This window comes from Clostridium fungisolvens (assembly GCF_014193895.1).
GTDB classification, from domain to species: Bacteria; Bacillota; Clostridia; order Clostridiales; family Clostridiaceae; genus Clostridium_AR; species Clostridium_AR fungisolvens.
In genome coordinates this window covers 3,171,551-3,187,884 of the sequence record NZ_BLZR01000001.1, presented here as the reverse complement: position 1 = coordinate 3,187,884, position 16,334 = coordinate 3,171,551, and the positions used below count along the sequence as shown (strand labels likewise).

Genomic DNA, 16,334 nt, shown 5'->3' with positions numbered 1-16,334 from the left:
TATAAAGGAGGAAGGATATGAGAGCCAGTGGTGTATTGTTGCCTATATCAAGTTTGCCAGGAAAATATGGCATAGGGACTTTTTCGAAAAATGCATATGACTTTATAGATAAACTAAAAGCGGCAGGTCAAAAATTTTGGCAGATACTGCCTCTAGGACCAACTGGGTATGGTGATTCACCTTACCAATCATTTTCTACTTTTGCTGGGAATCCATATTTTATCGATTTAGAAGCTTTGATCTTTGAGGGGTATTTGACAAGAGAAGAATGTGAAAGTTATGATTTTGGAAATAATGATAGATATGTCGATTATGAGAAAGTATATCTATCTAGATTCAAGATATTAAGAACTTCATATGAGAGAAGTAATATTACTAATAATAGTGAATTTAATGAATTCGTAAGAGAAAATTCATATTGGTTAGAAGACTATTCTCTTTATATGGCTGTTAAAAATAGTTACAAAGGTAAAAGCTGGAGTGAATGGGATGACGATATAAAACTTAGAGAGCAGTCTTCCATAGAGAGATACAAGAATGAATATGCAGATGAAATATCATTCTATAAATTTCAACAGTTTATGTTTATAAAACAGTGGTTAAATCTAAAAGCTTATGCAAATCAGAATGGGATAAGAATAATAGGTGATATTCCAATTTATGTAGCTTTTGATAGTTCAGATGCTTGGGCTAATCCAGAGTTGTTTCAATTTGATTCAAATAGGCGCCCGATTTCTGTAGCCGGATGTCCACCTGATGCTTTTTCTGCAACTGGTCAGCTCTGGGGAAATCCCCTATATGATTGGGAGTATCATAAGAGAAACTCATATACTTGGTGGATACAGAGAATCGCTTATTCTTTTAAACTGTATGATGTTGTTCGAGTTGATCATTTCAGAGGATTTGATGAGTATTATTCAATTCCTTTTGGTGCTCTAACAGCACAAACAGGACAGTGGAAAAAAGGCCCAGGTTATGATATTTTTGATGCCATAAAGAGTGCCCTTGGAGATTTGGATATAATTGCTGAAGATTTGGGATTCCTTACCGAGAGCGTGTTAGAACTTGTTAGAAGAACAGGCTATCCAGGAATGAAAGTACTGGAGTTTGCTTTCGACTCAAGAGAAGCAGGAGATTATATGCCTCATAATTATAATAGAAATTCTGTTGTATACACAGGAACTCACGATAATGAGACTATTTCGGAATGGTACCATAAACTTAATTCTGAAGATAAAAAATTAGCAATTGATTATTTAGATATTGATGAAAATAATATAGAGGATGTTAATTGGAAATTTATAAGATTAGCTTTTTCAACTGTATCAGACCTTGCTATTATTCCAATTCAAGATTATTTAGGTCTTGGTAGCGAAGCAAGGATAAATATACCTTCTACATTGGGGAATAATTGGAAGTGGAGACTTTCACACAACGATTTTACACCAGAATTAGCAGAAAAGATAAGGAAAATAACCAAGTTATACGGAAGGTAAACCAAGAAATCCCCAATTATTTGTTGGGGATTTCAAAATTCGTTGAAAATTCCATTACATTTACATGTTTTTGCTATTATAATAATATTATACATAAAATATTAAATTTTAACATATTTTATTAGGTTTGGGGAATGAGAAGGATGAATAATATGGAGATAATTACAATAAAGGATATTGCAAGATTATGTGGAGTGGGAGTAAGTACAGTTTCTAGAGCTATAAATAATCACCCTGATATTAATGAGGAAACTAAGGCGATGATTATGCAGGTTATTAGAGAAAATAACTATGTGCCTAATAACAGTGCTCGTAACCTTAAGAGAACAGATTCTAAAGCAATTGCGGTTCTTATAAAAGGTATTACAAATCCTTTCTTCAGCAACATGATTAAAATATTCGAAAAAAAGATAAAGGAAAAGAAGTATTCTTTCATTCTTCAGCATGTTGATAATAAAGAAAATGAAGTAGATATAGCTATTGAGCTTATAAAAGAGAAGAAGCTTAAAGGTATTGTGTTCTTAGGCGGCCACTTTTCTCATCCAGACGAAAAGCTAAGAATGTTAAATGTACCATTTGTTTTAAGTACAATTGCAACTATGGAAAACTTAGATAAATCTATTTGTTCCTCGGTATCAGTTGACGATTTTAAAGAAAGTTATAAAATTGTAGATTATTTATGCAAACAAGGTCATAAAAAAATTGCGATAATAACTGCCCCAATGGATGACGAAAGTATTGGTATGCTTAGATTTAATGGCTATACTAGAGCTTTAAAAGATAATGGAATTGAAATAAATAAAAATTTAATTGGTATAATGAAAGATGAGCTTGAAAGCTATTCTATGGAAAATGGTTATGCTGTTGCTACAGAACTTTTAAATAAAAATGAGGATTTCACTGCAATTTATGCTATTTGTGATAGTATGGCTATAGGAGCATGTAAGGCTATTTTTGATATAGGTAAAACCGTTCCAGAAGATTATTCGGTATTAGGATTTGACGGACTTGATATTGCCAGTTATTATAATCCTTCTATAACAACTATTAGGCAACCAGTTGAAGAAATAGCTGAAGAAACCATAAAGATTTTATTCAATGTTATTAGCAAAAAAACCTTAGTTGAGCATAAGACTTTTCAAGGGGAACTTGTTGTAGGACAATCTACTAAAAGTATATAAGAAAAGAAATTCTGAAAATTAAATAAAATTTAGGTATACTAAAGGAGATAGGTTTGTCGTAAACTTTGCAAACCTATTTTTTTTGCTAAGTTTTTAGATTCTTTATTTCCGTTGTCGCAATCCCATATTGGATTTATATTATGTTTCATACAATATTTTGTAAAAACGGTGCATGTCATAAGGGCAAAGCCTTGATTTCTGAAGTTATTTAGGGTAATAATATCAATTTCAGCTGAGCCATCTTTTACATAGTAAGTATTGCATACACTAACAAATTCGTTATCTTTTAATATGCAAAAACCAAAACCATTTCTTATGAAGTTTTCTGAAGTTCCCCATAAATTAAAACAGGATTCATCAATTTCAGTAGCATATTTAATAAATAAATCTTCGTCCATCATTATATAAAAATCAGTTGACAAAAAATAGAATTAAGCATATTATAAAAACATAATATCAATTTGATATTATCTAAAAGATAATAAGTTGGAGAGTGCAAAACTTGGATAAACATTTTATAGATAACGAAGCAGAATTTTTTAAAAACTATGATGTAAATCAATATGAAAGACCGAGTGTAACAAATGATGTAATAATATTTACTACAGATGATATAAAAGAAGAAAACCAAAGAAAGGTTCCTAAAAAGGGAATGCAGGTTCTTTTAGTTAAAAGAGATGAGTATCCTGATAAGGGAAGATGGTCCATACCTGGCGGTTTTATTGATATAAACGAAGGACTGGAAGAGGGAGCAAAAAGAAAACTAAGAGAAAAAACAGGAGTAGATGATGTTTATATTGAGCAACTTTATACCTTTGGAGATATAAATAGAGACAAGAGAACTAGGGTTATTAGCATTGGAAACATGGCTTTAATTGAAAAAGAAATTATAAAGTTTGAAGAAACAAACGAATTGAAAGAAAGTAAGTGGTTTTGGATAGATAAAGTTCTTGTTGAAACCAAGAAAAATGATAGCCATATAGAAAATAATCACATACTCACTCTAAAATCTGAAGATAATGAGGTTGAAGTAAAATACCAAATAATAGAGAAGATTGATAGAAATATATATAGAAGAAAAGAAATGACTTATATTCTGTTAGATGAATCTACAGAAAATCTGGCTTTTGACCATTATAAGATTCTTGATTACGCAGTTGATAGATTAAGAAATAAAGTAGAATATACTCCAATTGCATTCAATTTGCTTCCAAGGTTATTTACAGTAAAGGAACTACAAAATGTCTATGAAGCTATCATGGGAAGAGAAATACTTAATTTTAGACGAAAAATGGATGATATGATAATTGAAACTGACGAAAAGATAGAAGGAAAGCCTTTTAGACCTGCAAAAGTATTCAAGTTCAACGAAAACTGGGAACATAATTTTTAATAATAGGGAGGGAAGTCTTTATGATATATCTAAATAATAAAAAAGTACAAATTAAGAAGTTTCCTAACGGAGAGGCATTAATTAATAATGAGAGCTTAGCTATTAATAGTTATGACAATGAAATAAAGATAAAGTTTGAAAGTGATGAAGATATAACTCATTTGATATTTTTAAAAGGACATTTAGATGAGCTTAATAAAAAATGTAGTCTTATAATACCTTATATGCCTTATTCAAGAATGGATAGAACTGAGGGGATGACGGTTTTTACTCTTAAACATCTTTGTAGATTAATAAATAGTTTAAATTTTGAAAGAGTTACTGTATATGAACCTCATTCAGAGGTGTCTGTTGCATTGTTAGATAGAGTTAAGGTTGTAAATATGTCTCAGGCTTTGACAAAAGAACTTTTGAAAGATCTTAATGATGATGAAATATATTTAGTTTATCCGGATGCAGGGGCTGCAAAAAGATATGAAAAGCAGCTAGAGCATGGAAATGTGCTTACAGCAAATAAAGAAAGAGATTTTAAAACAGGACGTATTAAGAATCTTAAAATAAATGGAGAGGTTTCCTCTAAAGCTTTTAGAGCAATAATTGTTGATGATTTATGTTCAAAAGGTGGAACATTTATATTAACTGCAGAAGAACTTAAAAAGCTTGGAGCTGACGAGATATACCTAGTTGTAACCCACTGTGAAGATACCATCTTTGAAGGTGATATATTGAAGACTGATTTGATTAAAGAAGTATTTACAACCAATAGTATACTAAGCAAAGACCACGAAAAAATTAGAGTACATGAAATATAGGAGGGGATATTTATGAGAAAGTTGTTAGTAGTGGTTGATTATCAAAAGGATTTTGTAGACGGAGCATTAGGATTTGACAAGGCTGTAGAGCTTGAAAAGCCTATATATGATAAAGTTAAGAAGTATTTAGATGAAGGTGAAAAAGTCCTATTTACCTATGACACTCATCATGAAAATTATCTTGAAACAAGAGAGGGAAAGAATTTGCCTGTTATACATTGCATTGAAGGTACAGAGGGCCATGATCTTTATGGAAGTCTTAAGGAATTTAAGGAAGTGAAGAACACGTACCATTATAATAAAGGAAGCTTTGGAATAAGCCCTGCAGATATGATAAAGATAGTAGAGGACTTAGGTGATGATATAGGAATTATTGAGCTTATAGGAGTAGTTACAAATATGTGTGTTGTAAGTAATGTGGTAACCTTTCAGTCACAGTATACAAATGCTGATATAAGCGTAGATGGTGCATTATGTGCAAGCTTCGATGAAGATCTTCATGATAAAGCGTTACATGTAATTGAAAGCTTACAAGTGAAGGTTGTGAGATAAAAATGTATTATTATATAAATATTAACCTAAAGAAATATATTTATAGAGAATAAAAGGGGAATAATTATGAATCCACTATTGCTCACAGATTTTTATAAAACAATTCATCATATATGTTATGCAGAAGGAATGACTAAGCTTGTAAGTTACTGGACTCCAAGAATGTCTAGAAAAGAAAAAATGAATAAGGTTGTTATGTTTGGACTTCAATCTTTTTTAAAAAAATATTTGATTGAGTATTTTAATGAGAACTTTTTTAATGTTTCAAAAGAAGAAATAGTGTCAGAGTACAAAAGAATTATATCTAGAACAATGGGGGAGATAGCAGCAGATACAAGGCACATTGAGGCACTCCATGATCTAGGATATCTACCAATACAAATTAAGGCTATTGAAGAAGGGGAAAGAGTAAATATAAAAACCCCTATGATTGAAATTACTAATACTCATGATGACTTTGCTTGGCTTGTGAATTACTTAGAGACCTTCATGAGTTGTAATATATGGCAGCCTATGACTAGTGCAACTATAGCTTATAGATATAGAGAAATAGTTGAAGGGTATTATAATAAAACCGTAGATGTTGGAGAGGTTAGAAGAGCTTGTGGTGATTTCAGCATGAGAGGTTTCAGCTCTATAGAGAGTGCGCAATCTAGCAGTTCAGGTCATTTGCTTTCTTTTATAGGCACCGCAACAATACCAGCAATTGATTATTTGGAGAAATACTATAATTGTAACATTGATGAGGAATTAGTTGCTGTGGGAACTCCGTCAACAGAGCATAGTGTAATGTGCAGCTATGGAGATGATGAAATAGGTGCATATAAAACTCTTATAAATGATAAGTTCCCAAAGGGAAATCTAAGTATAGTATCAGACACTTACGACTATTGGAATGTCATAACCTCCCTACTTCCAAAGTTAAAAGAAGATATCCTAAAAAGAGATGGCAAGATAATAATAAGAGGGGATAGTGGAGATCCTATTAAGATAATCTGTGGAGATAAGGATGCTTTAAGGAATAGTCCAGAATATAAAGGAACCGTAGAACTTTTATACGAAATCTTCGGAGGTTATATAAATACTAAGGGTTATAAGGTTTTGAATGAAAAAATAGGAACTATTTATGGTGATAGCATTACAGTTGAAAGATGTGAAAAAATATGTAAGGGCTTGGAAGAAAAAGGCTACGCAGTGAGCAATTGCACTCTAGGCATTGGTTCTTATACTTATCAGTATAACACTAGAGATACCTTTGGATTTGCTCTAAAAGCTACTCATGCAATCATAAATGGAACAGAGAAATTTATATTTAAGGATCCAAAAACAGATACAGGCAACTTTAAAAAATCTCAAAAAGGTATGTGTTATGTTTATAGAGATGGACAAGATATTCTGTATAAGGACGAGTTAACTCTAAATGAACAAGAGAAACTAGATGATAATCTTTTAAAAACTGTGTTTAAAGATGGAAAACTTGTGAAAGACTTTTCTCTAAAAGAAATAAGAGATAGATTGCATTCAAGATTTTAAGATATGAATATTAAACTAAAAATTAGATGTATGTAAAATTATATGAAAAGTTCAGCATTAATTTACTTAATGTTGAGCTTTTTCTTTATTGTAAAGGAAAATATGAAGTTATCAAGTTAGCTGAACCTAGATATTTAAATATTTTTAGAAGTTTTTTTATTTATCAAATTTAAATACAAATGCATATTAATAATTATAAGACTAAAATTTAAAATTTATTGCGAGGCGGGTCATTTATAAATTTAGGAATGGGGTGTTAGATTAATATATTTTTTATAATAAGTGCAACTTGGTATTAGTTAGTATTTATCTTAAATATAAATAGATATGATAGAAAATTCACGAAGTTGATGAATAAGTAGTTATTTTGATGTTTGGATTTCAAATCTGACAAATATGTTTAATATATATGAATTTATGATATATGGAGAGTAATTTAAAAATGTGAGAAAAGAGGATTAAGATAACAAGAATTTTATGAAGGAGATATTAATATGTTATTTTCAAAAGATCCACTTAAAGAGAAAAATAAAACTTTTGCAGAAGGACTCAATTTTTATAAATTAGTGTGGATTTTCTTTATTGGCAGTATATTAGGAGTTTTGGTGGAAACTTTATGGTGTTACTTAACTCTACATAGAATAGAAAGCAGAAGTGGTTTAATTTATGGACCATTTAATCTGGTTTATGGTTTTGGGTCAATGGCGATAACTTTAAGTTTGTATTGGCTTCGCAAAAAAGACAGCATATTTGTTTTTATAGGTGGATTTTTAGTTGGCGGAATCTTTGAATATATTTGCAGTTGGATACAAGAAGTGATATTTGGCACGGTGTCGTGGGAGTACAGCGGAATTATACTTAGTATTCAAGGAAGAACAAACCTCTTTTACTGTATATTTTGGGGCATTTTATCTGTTATCTGGATTAAAGTAATTTATCCAGGTATGTCTTCAATTATTGAAAAAATACCATATAAAAATGGAATAATCATAACCTGGGTCATAGTAGTCTTTATGACTTTTAACGCTAGTATTTCTGCTATGGCAGTATTTAGAGGGACTGAGAGGCACAGTGGAATACCTGCTTCTAATTCTATTGAGAGATTTTTAGACAAACACTATCCTGATTCAAAATTGAAAAAGGTTTATCCTAATATGATTTATGTTGAAAACAAGGCTAAGTAATGTACAAAAGTAATTTGGATAAAATCTTCATAGAAAATATACTAATGTACTCTTTTAGTGATAAAGTGAAAATAACCACATAAGACCTTCTAGAATATGCAGGAGATAGCTTTTAAACTTATAAAAGAAATATAAAAAACTACAAGTTGTACAGGAGAGTAACCTTACCAGCTTGTAGTTTTTTATATAAGTTTCATTTAAAAGGTAAATCTATGGCAAGCCCAAATCGAGAGCGGCATTTACGTATAATATTGATTTTTTGTAAGTGCAAAAATGACCCTATCTTCAAATAAAGCAGTTTTGAAATTAAAAGAAATTCCTTTTAGCAGAAATTCTTCTTTAAAGCCAAGCTTAAGAACTAAATGTATGGAACGTTCATTGTCAGGATGAATTGATGCTTCTACTTTTGTTAGATTTATTATATTAAAGACAAAATCTAGTACTTTTACTACACATTCAGTCATTATATTTTGATTAAAATATTTACTGTTCAGCATATAACCTATTTCTGCTTTGAAATTAAGAATGTCAAAGCTATGCAAGGATATTAAACCAACCACTTTGTCAGTTAATTTATCTGCAATGCACCAACGGATAAATTTCTTATTTGAATATCCTTTAAGAAAAGCTATAACTGTTTTTTTTGCCTGGTCAATATCACTCATTACTTCAGTTTGTTGATATTTTACAGCAAGTGGGTCAGAGTACAATTCATATAAATCTTTAGAATCTTTAGCTTTAACCTGTCTTAATATAAATCTCTCCGTTTCTAGTTCAGGAAAGTTTGTGAAAATGGAATCTATTGAATTCATTTATGCTCCTTTATTTAAATATATCCTATTTTATACAGTAGATACAAAGATATTTTACCATAAATTACTTGCACAAGCTATTTTCCAAAGAACAATAAAAGCTTAGCTGCTCTTATACAGCTAAGCTTTAAATATGTAGCAACAAAAGTTGAGTTGCCTTAATGCTACTTAGACATGCCCATAAACATACCTATAAAATATGGAATCAACCAAACTAGCCATACAAAAATACTAAACTTATGAAAAAACTTTTTCTTTTCAACATCATTAGAGTATATGACATAAGTAGCCCAAAGTGCATGGAACGCCATAAGTAAAATTGCTAAAGCTCCAGTTATACCGTGTATATTTTGAGCCAGACTTGATTTTACAGAATTATCGTCCTTTGCAATCATAGTCATTAGACTAGTGCCTACTGTATCAAATAAAAAACCAGTCCAAAAAACGCATACCTGATACTTTGTTAAAATCTTTGTTTTTCTTTCCCAAAATACGCCTATAGTATAAAAAACTAATGCTAAAGTGATTGATATTATAGCAACTATTAATTTAAAATCCATTGCAGTACCCCCTCTATTTTAATCATTAATATTGTATAACTGATTTGTGGTCTAAACATGACCAAATTTAATTAAAACAAAAAACTTACATCTCAATTTATGTAGATTATTATAGTTTGTCAATATTAAAGTATGGTATTTAGAACATAACAGCACAATACTACTTTATACAACCACTTGTTGTTTTTTGTTTGGGGAATTATAAATTTTTTTGACATAAATAGAAAGTATTTATTATATGCATATCTATCAACATTTATTCATTATAAGCGTAAAATATATGGATTAGGCAGAAAAAAATAATAAGCTACCCCTATCAACTAATGGAGTATCGCTAAGAAATATAGGTTTAACTTGATGCTTATTTAAGAAATCTATTACTAGTTCACCATATTTATAATTTTTTAAATTACCATAAAAGACAAGTTCCTTTTCAGAAAGTAAACCGCAGGTTCCGCCGATAAAACCATAATTTAACCCAGGTAAATCAATATGACCTGGTGGAAGAAGCAAAACATCAAAACCATTTGAAATTAGTTCGTTATGTATCTTTATATCAGAAGTTATTATAGCTCTTTCGCTTACAACTGCACAGGAACATTTAGTGTATCCTTGAGTTACGTTAATAAGTCTTTTATGTTCGATATATTTTAGTAGCATTTTATCTGTGAATTTTATATTGTGTATAAAAGTATCTTTTAGATTAACAGCATTTAATATTATATCTTCAGGGTACTTTTTAGATAAGCACTTATGTGAAAAGATCGGATTTAATCCTGTATTTTTTAATTCCTCTATAAAATTTTCAGTTATATCTTTGTGAACTAAAACAGTATTGTTGTCCAATATATTAAGCTGTATATCTGGGTGACCATCTATAGCAGTATATAAGTTTTTGCATCTAGGTACTTTAATGATAGCAACGTTTAAAGATCTTAAGTTTTTTTCTTCTTCTGGTAAGATTCTGTAATCAACAAAACAATAATTCAATATATCACTCCTTAAATTTTAATTGTAACAACGTACATAATATATTTTAAAGATTAGTATAAAAATTGACTTTGTCCTATAAGTCAAAGCTTATTAAAAAATAAATTTTTTAAATTAAAATATAGTGAGATTAAAGTGTGTTAACCCCAGTAAAGTAAGTGTAATAGATAAATTATCATTATGCAATGTCGATTTGTGAATGTTTAATTTCTGTATATAGGAGAAATTTTAATACATACTATATTTAAGAAAGGAGTGAGCGGAATGTTATTGCTGAAGCTTGCTTACGAAGGAGAACAGTACTTCATAGAAGATATACAGAATATCAGAAATATGCTTAAAGAAAAAAATATAACAATTGGTATTTCTGAAAGTTTAGAAAATAATACCCACTTCGTAAAGATATTTTGTGATGATGATGACTATAATGATAGATTAAAATCAATAATATATCTCTATATAAGCAACATATTATATAGAGTTGTAATAGATGTATTTAAGAAAAGAGAAATGTTTGAATATCTTACAGACACATATTTTTTCTTAAAGCATGATGAACTTCTAGAAGTTGAAGAAGATATAATGAGTGTGCTAAATATGCAAGAAGCCATTTCTGATGAAACAAGTGTTTACTGTATGAATAGAATTAATTCTATTATTGAAGTGATAAGAGATTGCATAGAGGAAAATGATGAAATTAATATAAACGGTTTTATTACGTTTAGAATGAGGGAACTAATAGGGGAAATAGAGAGGATAATTGATAAAGTAGTAGAAAAATATATGGTGGAGAAAGAATACAAAGAATTTATAAAACTTTTAAAATACTTTGTTGATATACAGGAGAGCAGAATAGAAGAAGTAAATTTAATTGTAGAAGATGAAGGTGGATATAAGATAACTGACAGTGATGGAAAAGATATATTTCAAGATTTTATAAGTGACTTAAGTGAATGTAAGCTTGGAGCTGGAGTTAATGTAGAAGATGTTATAATAAGTGGTCTTATAACTAATTGTCCTGAAAAAATAATCATTCATAACAGGGAGTTATGCCTAAATAGAGAGTTTTTAGATACCATATCAAATGTGTTTGAGGAAAGAGTAACTTACTGCGATGATTGCAAAGTGTGTGGAAAAAATAAAATAAAAATTTAATATAGTATTGACAGTAATTACTGCAAATGATATATTATTTATTGTGTCAAGAAGAAACAGCCGTTTCTCACCTTACAGCAAAGCTAGTAAGGTTATGAATTACTTACGATTTTTTTCGGTGAATGTGGTAATTGAGGGCGGCTTTATGCCGCCCTTTTATTATTTATATAAAGGTGTTCTTATCTACCGGAGGTGAAAAATATTAATAAAGATTTTGCAATCAATGAAGAAATTAGACAAAAAGAATTGAGAGTTCTTTCTGATGATGGTAGCCAGTTAGGCATAATGTCTACAAAAGAAGCTTTAAAACTAGCTGAAGAAAAGGAACTTGATTTGGTTTTGATTTCCCCAACTGCTAATCCGCCTGTAAGTAGGATTATGGATTTTGGGAAATTCATATACGAACAGTCTAAAAAAGAAAAGGAAGCCAAGAAAAAGCAAAAAGTTATTAGTGTTAAAGAAATCAGATTTAGCCCTAACATTGAAGAACACGATGTTGAAATCAAAGCAAATAATGCCAAGAAATTTCTTGAAGATGGAGACAAGGTTAAGGTAACTGTAAGGTTTAGAGGTAGAGAGGCTGATTATGCACACGTAGGATATAAGATACTTGAAAACTTTTTAGGTAGAGTATCAGAATTATGCGTGGTTGAGAAGCCTGCTAAACTAGAGGGCAGAAATATGATTATGATTTTGGCTCCTAAAAAAGCATAACTTGAGAGGAGGAAACTATAATGCCAAAAATGAAAACTCATAGAGGTGCAGCAAAGAGATTTAAAAAGACAGGATCAGGTAAGTTGAAGAGAGCTAAAGCTTTCAAGAGCCATATATTAACTAAGAAGAGCTCTAAGAGAAAGAGAAATCTTAGAAAAACTGCTTACGTTTCAACTGCACAAGAAAAAGCAATGAAGAAATTATTACCATATCTATAAGAATACGGAGTAGGAGGTTTGTAATATGGCAAGAGTTAAAAGAGCCGTAAACGCTCGTAAAAATCATAAAAAGGTATTGAAGCTTGCAAAAGGTTACTACGGTGGAAAGAGCAAGTTATTCAAGACAGCAAACGAATCAGTTGTAAGAGCATTAAGAAATGCTTATGTTGGTAGAAGATTAAAGAAGAGAGATTACAGAAAACTTTGGATAGCAAGAATAAATGCTGCTACAAGAGTTAATGGTCTTTCATATTCAAGATTCATGAATGGAATCAAATTAGCTGGTGTTGATATAAACAGAAAGATGCTTTCAGAAATCGCTATAAACGATGCAAAAGCATTTACTGATTTAGTTGAATTAGCAAAGAAGCACTTAAACGCTTAATATAAAAATGCGACTTTATGTCGCATTTTTTTTATTCCTTAGAAAATTATAATTCAATGAGATCTGTATACAAGAATGTGTAACAGATTTAAAATATAATATAAGTTAAGGAATAAAAAAAGAAGAATGTGTCGCCTGCCAAATTTTCCTCATATACATCCGGAAAGGCAGATGCGCAAAAAAATCACTGAAGAAGTTCGCTTCAGCGATTTTTTTATTCTTTAGAAAATTATAATTCAATGAGATCTGTAGATAAGAATGTGTAACAGAGTTAAAACATAGTATAAGTTAAAGAATAAAAAGAGAAGAATATGTCGCCTGCCAAATTTTCCTCATATACATTCGGAAAGGCAGATGCGCAAAAAAATCACTGAAGAAGTTCGCTTCAGCGATTTTTTAATTCCCTTTTTTTACAATCCAAGTTATTGTATAATAGATATAAATGCTTGTTTTTATTGTTAATATGTGTAAAAAGCTTGTAAGGAGTAGAGGTGAAATTGATGAATATAACTTTAAGACACAAATTTAAATTTAATGCTGTTCAGACTCTTTCTTTGGGATTTGCCATTGTAATTCTCATAGGAGGCATTCTGTTAAGTTTGCCTATATCGTCACAAAGTGGGACAGCCACAAATTTTATAGATAGCCTGTTTACTTCTACTACAGCAGTTTGTGTTACAGGACTGGTAACTTTAGATACTGGCACTCATTGGAATTATTTTGGTAAGACTGTTATAATGATATTAATACAAGTTGGTGGACTAGGTTTTATGTCCTTTGCAACTTTATTAGCTATACTTATAGGTAAAAAGATTACTCTTAAGGAAAGGCTAGTAATGCAAGAAGCCATGAATACCTTTGGTATTCAAGGTTTAGTTAAAATGGTAAGGTATATTTTGATCTTTACATTTTCGGTAGAAGGGCTTGGTGCACTTTTATATTCTACACAATTTATTCCTGAATTTGGCTTGGCAAAAGGCATATACTATAGTGTTTTTCATTCGGTTTCCGCTTTTTGTAATGCTGGAATAGATTTGTTGGGGGACTTTAGAAGTTTAACAATATATTATAATAATTCAGTAATTATTCTAACAACAGCAGCATTAATAATAATTGGTGGTCTTGGGTTTACAGTTTGGATGGAGATATATAACTTTAAAGGTATTAAAAAGTTATCTTTTCATTCGAAAATGGTAATTCTAATCACAACAGTTTTAGTATTTGGCGGAGCGATTTTAATGTTTTTATTTGAATTTAATAACCCTGGAACTATGAGAGGCATGAATTTAAAAGATAAACTTGTAAATTCATTTTTTGCATCAGTAACACCTAGAACTGCAGGGTTTAATTCTATATCTACTGCAGATATGACTCCTGCAGGTAAACTTCTTACTATAATTTTAATGTTTATAGGAGGGTCCTCAGGTTCTACTTCTGGAGGAATAAAAACAACTACCTTCGGTATATTAATTTTTACATTAATATCAACTGTAAAAGGTAGAGAAGATACAGAAGTGTTTAAGAGAAGAGTATCAAAAGAGACTGTTTATAAATCCTTTGCTATATTTAGTATTGCATTAGCTTTAGTTTTGTCAGTAACTATGGTTCTATCAATTACTGAAGTATCTGCACCTTTTGAATACTTATTATATGAAGCGACTTCTGCTTTTGGAACAGTTGGTTTAACTTTAGGATTAACACCTAAATTAAGCCTAATTGGAAAGATGCTGATAATATTAACTATGTATCTAGGAAGAGTTGGTCCTCTTACTGTTGCGGTTGCTATAACAAAAGTAAAGAAAAAACAAAATTATAAATATCCAGAGGACAAGATATTAGTAGGGTAGGGGGAAGTTATATGAGTAATAAACAATTTGTTGTTATTGGACTTGGAAGATTTGGTACTTCTGTTGCAAAAACTCTTTATGATTTAGGAAATGATGTTTTGGCTATTGATGTAGATGAAGATCTTGTTCAGGAAATTTCTGATAGTGTGACTCATGCAGTTCAAATGGATGCTACAGATGAAAGTGCTTTAAAGACTCTAGGAATTAGAAATTTTGATGTAGCGGTAATAACCATAGGTGAGAATATTCAAGCAAGTGTAATGGTTACACTTTTAGTAAAGGAATTAGGCGTAAAATATATTGTGGCTAAAGGTCATAGTGATCTTCATGCTAAGGTTTTATATAAAATAGGTGCTGATAGAGTAATACTTCCTGAGAAAGATATGGGAGTTAGGGTAGCACATAATTTAGTATCGTCAACTATATTAGATTATATAGATCTTTCACCTGACTATAGTATAATAGAAATAGAAAGTCCGAAAGAGTGGCATAATAATAACCTAAGAGATTTAAGTCTTAGAACAAGATTTGGAATAAACGTAATGGCAATAAAAAAAGAAAATGATATAAATATAACTCCGAACGCTGAAGAAGTAATTGAGGCGGGTGATATATTAGTTGCTATTGGTTCAACAGAAGATTTGGGGAAATTGGAATCATTTATATCAAGAAAATAATTCAGAGGTGTAAGCAGTGCATTTAATTGAAAGTAATGATAACAAGCATTTTAAAGAACTAAAGAAGCTAAAGGAAAAGAAGTATAGAAAACAGCTTGGTTTATATATAATAGAAGGATTAAGATTTGTTGAAGAAGCAGTAAAAGCTGATGCAGCTATAGACGAGATTATTATCGATGAAGCAAAGCAAGAAAGATTTGAAGACATATGCTTAAAAGTTAATGATGATAAAATTACGCTTTTAAAGTCATCATTGTTTAATCAATTATCAGGTACAGAAAATTCGCAAGGTATTATAGCGGTTATAAAAATTGGCTGTAGTGAGAACAATTATAAGGGAAGTTTTTATGTGCTTTTAGATAAACTACAAGATCCTGGAAATGTTGGTACTATAATAAGGACTGCTCATGCTGCAGCAGTTGATGGAATTATTGTTAGAGATGGGACTGTTGATATATATAATGATAAAACTCTTAGAAGTACAATGGGATCAATATTCTACACTAACATAATAGAAGATAAGAACCTCGAAGTGGTACAAAAGTTTAAGGAAGATGGTTTTAAGCTCCTGGCAAGCTCTTTAGATACGGATTTTAACTATTATGAAGTAGATTTAAGTGATAAAATTATTTTGGTGGTAGGTAATGAAGGAAATGGAGTTTCTGATGAGATTTATAAGCTTTGCGACTTGAAAGCAAAGATACCTATGCCAGGAAATGCAGAGTCTTTGAATGCTTCGGTGGCTGCTTCAATAATGATTTATGAAAAAGTTAGGCAAAATCTATGTAAATAGTATTGAACTAACATGGATTAATATGTATAATA

18 protein-coding genes and 1 other annotated feature are annotated in these 16,334 nt (G+C 30.4%); of the genes, 14 read left to right on the top strand and 4 right to left on the bottom strand.

All coding sequences use genetic code 11. From position 1 onward, the window contains the following. Positions 1 to 17: 17 nt before the first annotated feature. Complete coding sequence (gene malQ / locus bsdtw1_RS14065) at positions 18 to 1,496, top strand: 4-alpha-glucanotransferase (RefSeq protein ID WP_183278193.1); 1,479 nt, start codon at positions 18 to 20, stop codon at positions 1,494 to 1,496. A 152-nt stretch (positions 1,497 to 1,648) separates the two neighbouring features. After that, positions 1,649 to 2,677 carry a LacI family DNA-binding transcriptional regulator gene (locus bsdtw1_RS14060; protein ID WP_183278192.1) on the top strand — a complete coding sequence of 343 codons (1,029 nt, stop codon included), beginning with the start codon at positions 1,649 to 1,651 and terminating at the stop codon, positions 2,675 to 2,677. Positions 2,678 to 2,715: 38 nt separating this feature from the next. On the opposite strand, the gene bsdtw1_RS14055 is transcribed toward bsdtw1_RS14060, so the two are convergent. After that, positions 2,716 to 3,078, bottom strand: coding sequence for a GNAT family N-acetyltransferase (locus tag bsdtw1_RS14055; protein ID WP_183278191.1), 363 nt, complete (start codon positions 3,076 to 3,078; stop codon positions 2,716 to 2,718). 101 nt (positions 3,079 to 3,179) lie between these two features. On the opposite strand from bsdtw1_RS14055, the gene bsdtw1_RS14050 reads away from it, so the two are divergent. From bsdtw1_RS14050 to bsdtw1_RS14030, 5 genes are all read left to right on the top strand, one after another. After that, entirely contained in the window at positions 3,180 to 4,070 is an 891-nt protein-coding gene (locus bsdtw1_RS14050) for an NUDIX hydrolase (protein ID WP_183278190.1), read from the top strand. Between the two features lie 20 nt (positions 4,071 to 4,090). Then, the gene (locus tag bsdtw1_RS14045; RefSeq protein ID WP_183278189.1) at positions 4,091 to 4,882 is read left to right on the top strand and encodes a phosphoribosyltransferase family protein; all 792 of its coding nucleotides are present in this window, start codon (positions 4,091 to 4,093) and stop codon (positions 4,880 to 4,882) included. 12 nt (positions 4,883 to 4,894) lie between these two features. Further along, a complete protein-coding gene (locus bsdtw1_RS14040) occupies positions 4,895 to 5,434 on the top strand; it encodes a cysteine hydrolase family protein (protein ID WP_183278188.1) in 540 nt (179 codons plus the stop codon). Between the two features lie 63 nt (positions 5,435 to 5,497). Continuing rightward, entirely contained in the window at positions 5,498 to 6,967 is a 1,470-nt protein-coding gene (locus bsdtw1_RS14035; RefSeq protein ID WP_183279813.1) for a nicotinate phosphoribosyltransferase, read from the top strand. Between the two features lie 494 nt (positions 6,968 to 7,461). Beyond that, complete coding sequence (locus tag bsdtw1_RS14030; protein ID WP_183278187.1) at positions 7,462 to 8,151, top strand: putative ABC transporter permease; 690 nt, start codon at positions 7,462 to 7,464, stop codon at positions 8,149 to 8,151. Between the two features lie 239 nt (positions 8,152 to 8,390). Here bsdtw1_RS14030 and bsdtw1_RS14025 read toward each other — a convergent pair whose 3' ends face one another. From bsdtw1_RS14025 to bsdtw1_RS14015, 3 genes are all read right to left on the bottom strand, one after another. After that, a complete protein-coding gene (locus tag bsdtw1_RS14025) occupies positions 8,391 to 8,963 on the bottom strand; it encodes a GNAT family N-acetyltransferase (RefSeq protein ID WP_183278186.1) in 573 nt (190 codons plus the stop codon). 164 nt (positions 8,964 to 9,127) lie between these two features. Then, positions 9,128 to 9,523: an HsmA family protein gene (locus tag bsdtw1_RS14020; protein ID WP_183278185.1), complete on the bottom strand. Its 396-nt coding sequence runs from the start codon at positions 9,521 to 9,523 to the stop codon at positions 9,128 to 9,130. A 285-nt stretch (positions 9,524 to 9,808) separates the two neighbouring features. Further along, positions 9,809 to 10,513: a DUF6873 family GME fold protein gene (locus bsdtw1_RS14015; RefSeq protein ID WP_183278184.1), complete on the bottom strand. Its 705-nt coding sequence runs from the start codon at positions 10,511 to 10,513 to the stop codon at positions 9,809 to 9,811. Between the two features lie 264 nt (positions 10,514 to 10,777). On the opposite strand from bsdtw1_RS14015, the gene ytxC reads away from it, so the two are divergent. The 7 genes from ytxC to bsdtw1_RS13980 all read left to right on the top strand — a co-directional run bounded on the left by ytxC (position 10,778) and on the right by bsdtw1_RS13980 (position 16,302). Next, a complete protein-coding gene (gene ytxC / locus bsdtw1_RS14010; RefSeq protein WP_183278183.1) occupies positions 10,778 to 11,668 on the top strand; it encodes a putative sporulation protein YtxC in 891 nt (296 codons plus the stop codon). Positions 11,669 to 11,710: 42 nt separating this feature from the next. Further along, positions 11,711 to 11,834 (top strand) — a sequence feature (ribosomal protein L20 leader region). 26 nt (positions 11,835 to 11,860) lie between these two features. Beyond that, the gene (gene infC / locus bsdtw1_RS14005; RefSeq protein ID WP_183278182.1) at positions 11,861 to 12,382 is read left to right on the top strand and encodes a translation initiation factor IF-3; all 522 of its coding nucleotides are present in this window, start codon (positions 11,861 to 11,863) and stop codon (positions 12,380 to 12,382) included. A 20-nt stretch (positions 12,383 to 12,402) separates the two neighbouring features. Further along, the gene (gene rpmI, locus bsdtw1_RS14000; protein WP_183278181.1) at positions 12,403 to 12,600 is read left to right on the top strand and encodes a 50S ribosomal protein L35; all 198 of its coding nucleotides are present in this window, start codon (positions 12,403 to 12,405) and stop codon (positions 12,598 to 12,600) included. A 25-nt stretch (positions 12,601 to 12,625) separates the two neighbouring features. After that, on the top strand, positions 12,626 to 12,985 hold the full coding sequence (rplT, locus tag bsdtw1_RS13995) for a 50S ribosomal protein L20 (RefSeq protein WP_183278180.1): 360 nt from the start codon (positions 12,626 to 12,628) through the stop codon (positions 12,983 to 12,985). Between the two features lie 500 nt (positions 12,986 to 13,485). Next, positions 13,486 to 14,832 (top strand): TrkH family potassium uptake protein, encoded by a 1,347-nt coding sequence (locus tag bsdtw1_RS13990; protein ID WP_183278179.1) that lies wholly within the window; start codon positions 13,486 to 13,488, stop codon positions 14,830 to 14,832. Positions 14,833 to 14,843: 11 nt separating this feature from the next. Further along, a complete protein-coding gene (locus tag bsdtw1_RS13985) occupies positions 14,844 to 15,509 on the top strand; it encodes a potassium channel family protein (protein ID WP_183278178.1) in 666 nt (221 codons plus the stop codon). A 16-nt stretch (positions 15,510 to 15,525) separates the two neighbouring features. Continuing rightward, complete coding sequence (locus bsdtw1_RS13980; protein WP_183278177.1) at positions 15,526 to 16,302, top strand: TrmH family RNA methyltransferase; 777 nt, start codon at positions 15,526 to 15,528, stop codon at positions 16,300 to 16,302. The last annotated feature ends 32 nt before the right edge of the window (positions 16,303 to 16,334 follow it).